Source organism: Dialister succinatiphilus (assembly GCF_928721695.1).
GTDB lineage: Bacteria > Bacillota > Negativicutes > Veillonellales > Dialisteraceae > Dialister > Dialister succinatiphilus.
Genome location: NZ_OV788641.1, coordinates 58097 through 69612 on the forward strand (window position 1 = coordinate 58097; position 11516 = coordinate 69612).

Here is an 11516-nt window from a genome sequence, read left to right on the forward strand (position 1 = left end):
GTCGGGTACCAGAAAGCGGCGGAGAACAGGGCCATCAGTTCTCCTTAAATTTTCGGACCTATCTACAGGGCTTCGCCCAGCTCCTTGCATAGGAAGGAGCCTGCGCTGCGGAAATCCCCTTGTGTCATCAATGCTGCATGGCGAAGTGCCAGAGTCTCCTTCCTCTGGAAACCATGCGGCCAGCGGATAGCCGATAGCGGACCACTCCTCCGGCTCACGAATCAAAAAAATCGGCGTCCCTTCCTAAGGAGGGGATGCCGATTGGTTATGGCTGTTATTAAGCTCCCAGTTCGTCCAGCAGTTCTTCCGCTGCGTCTACAGACTCCTGAATCTCAGGGCGCACAGTGGCGTCATCATTAAGGAAACGAACTTCCGAAAGGGCGCGGATGAGACGGGCAATCTGAGCTGTGCGGCCGATTAAGATTTTCTGGGCTGGAGAGTATTTCTTCCAGTCATTGCCAGCATCATTCTGAATGGATTTGATATCTTCAATGCCATCTTCAAAGTAATCGGACAGGTCGAGGAGCGCATCTTCCGCTTTTCTGGCTTCGTGGCGGACCAGCTGCATGCGGATGCACATGTTCTTCACATCCTTCTGGAATTCCTGAAGACGGGCGCTCATATCCTTCAGGGCATTCACATCTTCTGTTCCCCCGGTCACATCCAGTCCTTTGATTTCCGGTACCTTGGCATACTGGTCCAGCACGCCGGCGCCAAATCCGACAGCGTCCACCGCACCTGCCAGGGTGACCACACTCATGGCTTTAGCGGACAATTTTTCCATTTCCCGCCAGTTCTTTCTTTCCTTGTTGAAATGTTCCAGTCCTGCCAGCGTATCGCAGTCGTGGAAATCCACATTTTTCAGCTGGGCAAAGAGACTGGTGAATTTTTTCATATCGCCGGACATGAGGGTGATTCTCACACGGTCCAGCTCTCCCAGTTCATCCTGGGCCCTGACCTTGGCCCGGTTGATTCTTTTCGTAGCCCTTCTTCTGGCCCTTTCCACTTCGCCGTTGATGCTTTCCGGACGGGCAGAATTGGAATTACCGCTGACTGCCCCTGCAATCATGCGCAGAATAAAAGAAATCGACATGACTCGTTCCCCCTTCAATCAGTATGATCTATCGAAACCGGGAAGCACTGATAAGTGAAATACATAAAGGAAACAGGAATGAAAGAGCCGCCTGCAGATATACATCTGCCTACAGCTCTTCCTCATGATTTCCAGGAAATAAACCAGCGATTCCCTATATATCTATATATGATTATAACATATAAAAAGTTTCTATGGAAAAAGAATCGCACTCACTGCCATATCCTGTGCTTTCAGGCATCCCGGAAAGCCAGTGCCTTCTTTGCCTTTTCGATAGCCTTTTCGCTTTCCTCACTCACTTCTCCTTTGTCATTCAAGAGATGGGGGAAGAGGATGGTAATGAGCTGGGCGCACTGGATAGCCCGGGCCACCTGCATCTTTTCAGACTGGGAATAGCGGTTCCAGTCTTCTCCTTTTCTTTCCAGAATGGTTTTCAAATCATCAATGCCGTCTACGAAATAATCATGAAGATCATTGAGGCAGTCTGCCTCTTCCCTGGCCTTCCGGCCAATTTCATCGATGGAGGCAGTGAGTTTTCTCACATGGTTCTGATAATTCTTCAACTCTTCGATGAGTTCATGAATGTAGGTCATATCCATGCTGTGGAAACGTTTATTGTCGATATTCACCTTCGGAAGGATAGCAAAGCTGTCCAGGATACCAAATCCCAGAGCCATGGGAGAATAAGCAGCAGCACTTACCGCTTCCAGGCTGGCAATCTTATCTGCCCGTGCAATCATGTCATCGACCTTAAAGCCTTCTTTCAGGAAGCTTTCAATTCCCGGAAGGCCTTCGCAGTCCTTCATGTTAAAATTGCGAATCATGGCGCAGTACTTGGTAAATTCTTCCATATGGCTGGAAGTAGCGGATACCTTGGCCCGGTCCATTTCACCGATTTCATACTGGGCGCGGCTGCGAAGGCGAAGCAGTCTTCTCCTTACACGACGGAATGCTTTATGAAGCTCACCCTCCAGATCCTTGATATAGGTTGGATCCTGAATTTTCCCATCTTCCATTGCCTGAAGAACCTGAAGAACATAAGTTATAGTCATATCAATTCCTCCTTTGGACTATCGGAAACCCCACCCGCGGGGATTTGGACCATGAATCAGCACAATAACAGAAACCCGTTTCTTCTTCATCCGTCACGGCTCTCTTCCTCCTGCCTTTTCGCAAGGCCTTTTCTTACACCATTAATTATACACCATTAGAAAAAGACAGATTTTATAAAAACCTTTTTTCATTACAGAAAAAATTTATAAGACGCAACAGAAAAGAAAGGGCTCTGAGGACTCTGAAGGTTCAAAAGGGACGTTTGACGCCAGCTCTGTAGACAAGGGGCTTCCGTTTCTTAGGATTGACGTCCCTATGGGGCTGAGGGCTATCGATAGCTCTTCGGACAATCATGATAAAGTCATCGTTCGGGTCTTGCATTTGTCTTACCATGGCTGCATGACAAAGCGCCAAAGCCCCTTTTACAGAGAGGAGCTTTGGCGTCGGAGGATAGCTGGATTTTCGTAGAAAATCCGAGACCCCAAAGAGGCCTGATAATTTTAAGGTGTCCCGGGTTATGGGATTTCCTTTCCAATCCTGATCCCGCCATGAACCGCTGCCTTCATTTACCATTTTCCCACAAAGGGCACCCATACCCACATGAGGAACACATAGAAGGCGCAGCCTGCCAGAAGGCCCACCAGGGCGCCGTTGATACGGATGCCTTCCAGTTCGCTCCATACCTTGGATTCCACAAATTCATTGAGCTCCCAGTCTGTGAAGTTTTCCAGCACTTCCGTCATGGCAGGAGCCAGCCAGCCGTGTTCATAGGAGATGATTTCCACGGCCAGGTCTCTGGCGAATCGGTCCATTCGTTTTCGGAAGCCCTCGTCATGGCCGGCGGCCGTAATAGCGTGGTGCAGGGCATTTTCCAGCTGGGGAACCAATTTTTCATGGAAGGCCCTGCCTTCTCCCCATTCTTCCATGAAACGGTCCACCGCCTCTTCCACTTTATCTTCCACCGGAAAGGAAGCGAAGAGGATCCTGCCGAAATCTCCCAGTGCTCTTTCCGTGGCCTCTTCTTCCAGGAACCGTCTCACCATGCTGTCCCAACCGGAAAGGAGGGTCTTGCGGAAGGGATTGTCTTTTTCCTTCCAGGTTTCTATTTCTTCCCCCAGGGCATCCATGGCAGAGTCCGCCAGACTGTCGTAGTCTATGGCACCGAAAAATTTTCCAAGACCGTAGGCCAGAGAGCCGAAGAATCCCTTTTCTTCCTTATCCCCCTTTTCTTCCAGGAAACGGGCCAGGGCCTCTCTATTTTTCTCGTCTCTGGTCCTTTTTTCCGCTTCCTCCAGAATTTTGTCAAGCCACTCTTCTCGATTCATTTCAGAAAGAATTTTCTCTTTAGCAAAGGCAGTAAAGGAAGCGAGCTTCTTTTCTCCTTCCCTTCTTGCCATGGAGGCGGCATCGTTTTTATGGGCTTTGACAAAGGAAACGAACCAGGTCCCTGCTTTTTCCGCCAGATTTCTTTCCAGGCCTTTCCGATTTTCTTCTTTTTCAAGACGGCTGAACACCAGACGGGAAGCAGAAAAAGTTTCCACTTTTTTCAGCATGTTTTCTCTGGAAAGGAGGGTGCTGTTGACCTCGCCCAGCTTTCTGATAATCCGCTTTCTGCTTTTGGGGATAAGCCGTCCCACCGGCAGATGGAAGGGCCGCCGGAAAAGGGCTTCCACCGCAATGTAGTCCGCCACGCAGCCGATGAAGCAGGACTGGGCCAGGAAATAGAGCACAGAAAGCCAAGTCTCTTTCTGCCAGGGACTCCAGCGGCTTAGGCAAAAGGTGAGAAGGAAAAGAAGGAAAGCGGCTGCCATGAGAAAGTTGGCCCGCTGATACCGTTTCATACCATCACCCCCGCTGCAAAAAAGGCAAGTCCCAGCAGAGCACCGAAGAGGGAGCCGTTCATTCGGATGGCCGCCACTTCTTCCGCCGCCGCCTCCTCTGCAAGGCGGGCCATGGCACTTCCGTCGTACTGGGAAAGCTTTCTTTCTACCACCGATGATACAGCCTCATGGATTTTCTTTACATGGGGCAGCGCCAGGGAGAGGAGCCAGGCGTCGAAGCGGCGCCGTTTTCCCTCATCTTCCATCATGTTTTCAGCGTACAGTAGGATTTTCTCCGCCAGAAGGCCTGCCAGCTCTTCATGATGGGCCTGCCATTCACCCAGAAAGAAATCCTTTCCTTTCTCTTCCAGCACTGTTTCTGCCATATGAGAAATTTTCCGGTTCAGCTCCTGTTTCCAGGAGCTGTCGTTAGAAAGTCTTTCCAGCAGGCTGTCATACTTTTCGCCCAATGCCTTTCTTACCTCGCTGTCCTCATGAGTCAGGGTATCTGCCAGGTCAAAAATCTTTTTCTGAATGCCTTTGATGAATTCCTCATCCCTGTCCTTTACGGCCTTCCGGAAGAGCCGGTGAAAATTTAAAGGACCATAAGCCTCATAATGCTCCCAGGCGGCATGGTAAATGTGTCCTATTTCTTCTAAAGTAAACTCATCCTGCAGAAAATGGCGCACTTCCTCTGCCAGGGCCTCCGAAAGGGCTTCTTTTTTCTCATACTTTTTAAAGGAAAGCATCACCGACGCCAGGATGGCAGCCCAGTCGATGGCAGGCAGCAGGGCGGAAAAGCTCTTTCCTGCCATCTGCCACAGCCATTCTTCATGGAGGGAGGAAAAAGCAGTTTCCAGACCGTCGGTCAGAATGCGGCTGAGTTCCTGCCGATGCTCCTTCAGCCAGCGCTCCACTACTGCTGACGGCACATGGTTCACCAGCAGCCTCTTCAGCCGCCGTTCAGAGAGGATTTCCTCCGTCACCATGTCTTTGGCCATGGCCACGATTTTATCCCGGCTTTTGGAGATGAGGCTGGTCCGAAAAGGTACGCCCAGGGGCTTTCTGAAAAGAGAAGTGACGCCAAACCAGTCTGCAAAGCCGCCTACGGAAGCGGCAAAGGAAAGGTGAAACAGGGCTCCTGCAGCCAGACTGCTTTCCTGGAAAGGCGCCGATGCCAGGGCGGCGGCAATGGAAATGCCCAGTATGCCGTCAGCCATCGTTTTTTTACGCATAAATCCTCCTTTCAGGAATCCAAAGTAAACACAGATGTATCCATAAATGAGCCAAGAGAAGAAACCCCATGCTCCAATGGCACCAGCGTCACCCACTCTCTTGTCATTTCGACCGCAGCCGGTCAGCCACCAATAGGAAAGCCTTTTATTGGGTAGGCTGGAGGCCAGCTTCGGCTGCCTTGGAGACTCCATGCAGAGTCTCCACAGAGTGGAGAAATCTCCCGCCCCCAATGACACCAGTGCCTCCCCAGGGCCTCCATGTTTCAATCAGCCCTTTCCTCGATTTCTTCCATGATGTTCCGGATTCTTTCCGCATTATCCCGATTCCCGGCGGCCCTGTTCAGCGCCAGGCACACAGAAAGATTGGCCAGGATATAGTCCTTTTCCGTCATAAAGGCGCGAAACCTTTTTTCATACATGACTTTCGTATGGCAGATAGCGGGACGGCTGTCATAGATACGGCATTTTCTGCTTTTCCTGTCATAAAAGGAGCACTGTCCTTTTTCATCAAGAAAGGGCCTCAGTTCTTTCACGTACCGGGCCTTTTCGCAGCAGAGGCCGCAGGCCAGGCAGGGGAAATCCATTATCCCTCTACCTTCGGCAGGAAGGCCTCCACCTTTTTATAGGCCGTAAGAGACTCCTCTGTCACCGCCCCCTCTTTGGTAAGAATAGGCGTATCAAGCACCGCCTTCACAGCACCGGCAGTGGCAAGGGTCATGGCAATGGTCTTTCTTTCCTCTTCACCGTAGTCCCGATAGTCTGTCCCCTTTTCCTTCACCACCGCTTCCATCTTTTCAATGAGCGGCCTGAAAAGCGTGTCTACCTGGGAAATCAGATCTCTGAACATATCCGCCCGTTTTCCGATGGCCCTGCAGGCGTCTCCTGCCAGTTTCATCTGCTCCTCCGCTTCCCGGGCTTTGGCCCGGTTGCTCCTGGCCATATCCAGATTCTTATCAGCCCTGGAATCCATCATGAACCCCATCACCGCAATGGCAGGGCCTGCCACCAGACCGCCCAGCACAGCGGTGCCTCCTGCAATGCCAAGACCTCCGGCCGCCAGAGTGCCGCCGCCTAAGAGGGCCAGGGTAGCATTGGTGGCCGCTGCTCCCGAAAGGCCTGCAATGGCAGCTCCCGTGCCGGCAGTGCCCAGAAGACCGGCAGCACTGTAGGCGCCAAAGGCCATGAGCCCTCCTGCCGCCAGTCCTTCCACGGTGCCCGAAGCCATCTTTGCAGCCAGGCTTCCCAGCTCTCCCATTTCCTTCAATGTATCCTCATTCACTTCAAACTCCGACAGCTCGTCCATGCCGACGGAATCTGCAAGTTCCACGTGATGAATCTTTCCGAAGGTGTCCACGAAACGGGTGACACTGCCATGAAGGATATCCACCTTCGCCTGGCCCAGATTTTCCAGGGCCTTTCCTGCCTCGTCCCGGGCAGCCAGGAGCTCCTTCTTTGCATTTTCAAAGGTCTCCTGGGCCCTGCGATTCATCCGTCTGGCCCGGGCATTTTTATCACTGGCATCCAGTGCCTTCTTCGCCCCCACAAGACCTGCCGCCACAGCAATACCGCCAAGAATGAATGGAATAGGCATAATAAACCTCCTTATAACTTAATAATGTCATCACTCTTCATTAAATCATCGAACTCATCCATATTTCTGAAGGAAACCTTCCCGCCCAGCCGGCGGGTGATTTGATTCGCCCCATGGATATAGCCGTCGGCATCCCCCAGTTTCAGGCCGGACACCATATTTCCCAGAGCTTCATCAAAGGCCTTCCAGTTTTCTTTGAAATATTTCTCCGTGATTTCATCCAGCTCCCGCCGGTACTCCTGTATCCGGCGAATGGATTCCCCGCATTCCTTTTCGATGCGGATGCGCTCCTTTCGGGCCAGCTTTGCCGAAGACAGGGCGCCGCTCAATGCGGTAAACACCTTTCCCGACAGCATATACCCCACCATGCCGCCGATGAGTGAACCGATGACAGGAAGCGGTATCAACACAGCTCCCGCATACATGCCGGCCGCCGCGGTGGACGTGGCAATCCCCGTTTCCCCCAGCTGGGCAATACACTCGGAAGCGGTGATATTTCCATAGATATAATTTTTAATAATCCCCGCCGTGGCAAGAACCGCCGCCACCACCTTTCCCGGCACACCTGCCTGTCCCAGCATGCGGGCCAGAGAATTGGAAGATGCCGAAAGGCTATGGGAAATGACACTCACTGCGCCGCCGGCGAAATAGGAAAGGGCTGCCGCCTTGCCCGTCGCCTTCACCAGGTCTTTGATGGCTTCACCGGGCTCCTTCTTCCCTTCAATCACTGCCACCATATTATCCACCGCCGCCATGGCACCCGAAAACACCGCTGCTCCGGCAGCGGCCTTTACACCGGCGTCATGAAACTCGGCGGCCAGATTTCCTGCTCCCTTCAAAGCAAGGGACCGGTCCACATGGCTGCGCGCCTGCCGGCCGTCCTCCAAGGCCCGCTTCTTCGCCTCTTTGGAAAGGTGGATATCCTTATCCGCTAGATACCTGTCATCGCCGTAGAAATCGGAATTTCTCCGATCCCGTTTCGCATTATTCAGCTTCCGGGAAATAGTCTTCAGATTCTCCGGGCTGTTCACCGCGTCCTTGATGTCGCTATTGGTGACCCAGGCATCGTCCTTATGGGCCTCAAAAATCCGGTGCACCGGTTCCACATGGTCCGCCTCCGCCAGATGCTCCGTCCACTTCTTCCCATAGGCCAGCTTCGCCTCCTGCTTCCGAAGAAACAGCTTCTTTCCTGTATAGGGATCCTTCACCGCCTTCCCCGAAGCAAAGAGATTCTCCTTCGCCAGCCGCTTCGCCATGCCGTCGTCAAAGAGCTTCCGGTTTCCCCTATACTCCAAAGGCTTCCGATATACCTCAGCCAGCCGCCGCACCGATTCATCCACCGAAACCCCCGCTGCCAGAGCCCCCAATGCATTCTCCGCCTGCCGCCGGCGCCTTTCCTCCTCGTCCATACCTGACCTCCCCATGAAATCAAAGACTGTGAGTATTGCGTATTGCGTGTAATGTGTTTTCTTCATTATAACCTATTTTCAAGGAGAAAGGTTCTTAAGATGGACTAGCCGTAAGTGGGATAGGAAGCGGTGGTGTTGGAATAAAATAAAACCGGATACATGCCGCTGTGTCCGGTTTTTGATTTCTGAGCCGTCTGGAAAGGGAATGCCTTAGACAGCGGAGGATAAGGGCGTCAGCTCTTTGCTTATTTTCGGTGTTCCTCAGGGCTCCGCCCAGCTCCTTTCTGAGAAAGGAGCCTGCGTTGCGGGACTGGCTTTCCTGTATCATATAGCATGATACACATTCTGCTGATTGGCTCACTTCGTTCGCCCCCCTATCCCGCTTCGCCGGACTTCCACCTAAAGGTGAAACGACTCACAATGATTTGTGCGTCGCTGGCGCTCCTTCAAATCATGTTCGCTGTGCATCCACGGGAAAGCATGTCACAGGATTCTCAGGTCGCTACGCTCCCCTACGAATCGTGTTCCCTTGCCACCCTATTCAGGAGAACAGAATAAATCGCTCTACGCTTTTCCATGGTATCATGTGGCACAATGCTGAGCACCCATAGTGCCACCGGGGCAAAGGTGTTGGCGCCAGCCGCCAAAAGGAGATATCGCCATTATCTGATAAATCTCATAAGCATCACAAGGCATAGTGCCGCTAAAAGGGGTGTATTTCTATCGCCCGACAGGGCGGTTGCAGGGTTTTATAATAACTGGCGGCGAAGCCCCCACCACCAGCGGTCAGCCTAATCTCTTCCATCTGGCACCTTTTTAGTACAGATGTCCAAACATTTCCTCATTGTGACGATTTTCACTTCCAAGTATAATAGGAGTAGAGAAAGGCGGTGCTCCAATAAACGAACAGACCTTATCGAATTTGCAGAAACGGCGGCATACGCTTGCCCTGCAGAATATCAATCGAATCATCGAAGAATTAAGCCGTCCCTTTAATGATGGAGAACATATCATTTATGTAAATGGAGACTATGGCGGATCCGATAATATAGGAAAACTGATGAATGATTTTCGTTCTTCCAAAGTGGATGATATGATTCTGGAACCGTTAAAGGAAACAGTCAATCGTTATAAAAACACCCCCAAGGAGGTGGCTGCCATGTGTGCCGATTTGGAAAAATGGAGTATGGATGAGCGTTCTGAAGGACGCGCTGAAGGACGTGCCGAAGGCGCTGAACTGCTTGCCCGGCTTTTGAAGCTGCTGCAGGCAGAGGGCCGCACCGATGATGTCCGGCTGGCTTTGGAAGATAAGGAAGCCCGGGAAAGGCTGTATAAGGAATATCATCTGGAATAAATCAGAACCGGACAAGGCTTGAGCCCTGTCCGGTTTTTGCTTTCCCTGCTGCATGTACGCAGGAAGGGGCTTAAGTTCGCTTACCATTGAATTGACATCATAGCCCTTTGTCCAGCATTGGAAGGCTCCTGGGTTATGGCTTTTCTGACAAATAAAAAAAGCGTCGAATCATCGACGCTTTTTTATGGCGGAGTGAGGGAGATTCGAACTCCCGCACCGGTCACCCGGTCTAACGATTTAGCAAACCGTCCTCTTCAGCCACTTGAGTATCACTCCACATAGCTGACTTGTATAAGGATACACTATGAAGGGCCTCATTGTCAAGGACTTATTTTTTATTCTCTCCTTTTACTGCCTGCTGCCTGTATTTTCATTAGCTTTCGCTTCCATGGTTCCATCAATGGTATGACTCATATTATCAGTAACGTTTTTAACAGCAGTAACCGTATTTTCTTTTCTTTTTCAGCATTTCTCCTTCATGTGACATCAGCGGCAGTTCATATCCCGGCTTCCTGCGTTTCTGTAGGCGGTCCCATATAGAAAAGAAAAGACCGGAAGCCCGGTCTTTTCTTATCGAATCAGATATACATTCACTTTGGGTTTCATACCCCATTTGTAGGCCTGGTCGTAGTTATCCACGCCCACATCGATAATATTTCCATGAATGGCGCCGCCTATATCATCGCAGATGGCATAGCCATAGCCTTCGATGTAGACTTCACTGCCCAGAGGGATAATATTGGGATCCACCGCTGCATGGCCTTTGCCTGCATAGGCACCCATGGCTGTCATCCCTCTTCCATCTCCGTCATTAGGCGTGTAGGCAGTAGCTTCCATACGGAATACTTTTTTATAGTTTCCTGTAAAGCGGGGTGCGCTGTCCAGTCTGTCCCATACATCACCGTCGGCAATGCCGGTTCTGGCCAGATTTTCTTCTGCCTGGAGCTGGCGCACTGCCTCAGCAGTCCCCTCCCCGTAAATACCATCGACACTGCCGGGATTATAACCGTGAAGGAGAAGTTTGTTCTGAAGACGGATAACTTTCTTCCCGGAGTCTCCCGGGGAAAGCACGGTTTCACCGCTCTGGGCCGCATACTCGGAGGTAATGCGGGACAGGGTGTCTCCATTCACCATGCCGGTGACGGAAAGGCCTTCGTCGCTCTGGAAGGCCTTCACTGCAGAAGCGGTATCGCCGCCGTAAATACCGTCTACCGCTCCATCCAGGTATCCCATTTTCTTCAGCTTCCGCTGAATCGATGAAACATCACTGCCGCTGTCACCGATACTGTAAAGGGAGGATCCTCTGTCGCCGCTTTCTTCCTCTTCCCTCTCTCCTTCGTAGGAAACAGAAGAGGTATCTTCATTTCTCAGGGCGCCATAGGTCATTTCATCAATGACACCGGAAACAGGAATGCCTTTGGCTTTCTGAAAAGCCCTTACGGCATTGGTAGTATCTTCACCGTATACGCCGTCAATGCCGCCTTTCAGATAACCTGCGGCCTGGAGCCGTACCTGCATGTCACTGATCATGCTGCCCCGGTTGCCCTCGGCGTAAACTACGCCGCCGCCGGGACGATAGCCCGCTCCGGCGGCCCGTTCAATCGCTGCCCGGGTATCATCATCAGCCCTGCCGGTAACAGGCAGGCCTTTGGCCTTCTGGAATAAGGCCACTGCTTCTTTTGTGGTGGAGCCGTAATCTCCATCTACTGTACGTGCAAGATAGCCTGCCGCTACCAGGTCGTTCTGCAGGGAAGAGACTTCACTTCCCGACATGCCGATAGACAGGGTCTGGGCAGACGCGGTAAGAGACGCCACCAGCCAGATGGCTGCGGCGCATCCCCATGTATATAAAGCACGCATTCATATCACCTCCATAGACTCCTGTATTTTACCATTTTCTGCCGATTTTGTAAAAAAAAGAGTAAAACCCTCATATTTCATACTGCAAATGATTCGTTTTT

The 11516-nt window shown here is 51.6% G+C and carries 9 protein-coding genes and 1 tRNA gene; 1 reads left to right on the plus strand and 9 read right to left on the minus strand.

Features of this window, described 5'->3' with window-relative positions:
• Positions 1-277: 277 nt before the first annotated feature.
• From NW747_RS00265 to NW747_RS00295, 7 genes are all read right to left on the minus strand, one after another.
• Entirely contained in the window at positions 278-1093 is an 816-nt protein-coding gene (locus tag NW747_RS00265; RefSeq protein ID WP_273096732.1) for a hypothetical protein, read from the minus strand.
• Between the two features lie 233 nt (positions 1094-1326).
• Positions 1327-2145, minus strand: coding sequence for a hypothetical protein (locus NW747_RS00270; RefSeq protein WP_273096729.1), 819 nt, complete (start codon positions 2143-2145; stop codon positions 1327-1329).
• A 567-nt stretch (positions 2146-2712) separates the two neighbouring features.
• Positions 2713-3987: a DUF445 family protein gene (locus NW747_RS00275; protein WP_273187428.1), complete on the minus strand. Its 1275-nt coding sequence runs from the start codon at positions 3985-3987 to the stop codon at positions 2713-2715.
• Positions 3984-5201, minus strand: coding sequence for a DUF445 family protein (locus NW747_RS00280; RefSeq protein WP_273187429.1), 1218 nt, complete (start codon positions 5199-5201; stop codon positions 3984-3986). Before NW747_RS00280 ends, NW747_RS00275 begins: the two co-directional genes overlap by 4 nt.
• Positions 5202-5464: 263 nt before the next feature.
• Positions 5465-5785 (minus strand): YkgJ family cysteine cluster protein, encoded by a 321-nt coding sequence (locus tag NW747_RS00285; protein WP_273187430.1) that lies wholly within the window; start codon positions 5783-5785, stop codon positions 5465-5467.
• Positions 5785-6792 carry a hypothetical protein gene (locus tag NW747_RS00290; RefSeq protein ID WP_273187431.1) on the minus strand — a complete coding sequence of 336 codons (1008 nt, stop codon included), beginning with the start codon at positions 6790-6792 and terminating at the stop codon, positions 5785-5787. Before NW747_RS00290 ends, NW747_RS00285 begins: the two co-directional genes overlap by 1 nt.
• Before the next feature lie 11 nt (positions 6793-6803).
• Complete coding sequence (locus NW747_RS00295; RefSeq protein WP_273187433.1) at positions 6804-8201, minus strand: hypothetical protein; 1398 nt, start codon at positions 8199-8201, stop codon at positions 6804-6806.
• A gap of 922 nt (positions 8202-9123) precedes the next feature.
• Between NW747_RS00295 and NW747_RS00300 the strand changes: the two genes are divergently transcribed.
• The gene (locus NW747_RS00300; protein ID WP_273187435.1) at positions 9124-9555 is read left to right on the plus strand and encodes a hypothetical protein; all 432 of its coding nucleotides are present in this window, start codon (positions 9124-9126) and stop codon (positions 9553-9555) included.
• 185 nt (positions 9556-9740) lie between these two features.
• Here NW747_RS00300 and NW747_RS00305 read toward each other — a convergent pair.
• Positions 9741-9831 (minus strand) — tRNA-Ser (locus tag NW747_RS00305).
• A gap of 294 nt (positions 9832-10125) precedes the next feature.
• Entirely contained in the window at positions 10126-11415 is a 1290-nt protein-coding gene (locus NW747_RS00310; RefSeq protein WP_273187437.1) for a peptidoglycan-binding protein, read from the minus strand.
• Positions 11416-11516: the final 101 nt, after the last annotated feature.

Bases quoted from the DNA above. Each gene is read 5' to 3' on its own strand.
- NW747_RS00280 (WP_273187429.1), bottom strand. From the start codon at position 5,201: ATGCGTAAAAAAACGATGGCTGACGGCATACTGGGCATTTCCATTGCC.
- NW747_RS00275 (WP_273187428.1), bottom strand. From the start codon at position 3,987: ATGAAACGGTATCAGCGGGCCAACTTTCTCATGGCAGCCGCTTTCCTT.
- NW747_RS00295 (WP_273187433.1), bottom strand. From the start codon at position 8,201: ATGGACGAGGAGGAAAGGCGCCGGCGGCAGGCGGAGAATGCATTGGGG.
- NW747_RS00265 (WP_273096732.1), bottom strand. From the start codon at position 1,093: ATGTCGATTTCTTTTATTCTGCGCATGATTGCAGGGGCAGTCAGCGGT.
- NW747_RS00310 (WP_273187437.1), bottom strand. From the start codon at position 11,415: ATGCGTGCTTTATATACATGGGGATGCGCCGCAGCCATCTGGCTGGTG.
- NW747_RS00290 (WP_273187431.1), bottom strand. From the start codon at position 6,792: ATGCCTATTCCATTCATTCTTGGCGGTATTGCTGTGGCGGCAGGTCTT.
- NW747_RS00285 (WP_273187430.1), bottom strand. From the start codon at position 5,785: ATGGATTTCCCCTGCCTGGCCTGCGGCCTCTGCTGCGAAAAGGCCCGG.
- NW747_RS00270 (WP_273096729.1), bottom strand. From the start codon at position 2,145: ATGACTATAACTTATGTTCTTCAGGTTCTTCAGGCAATGGAAGATGGG.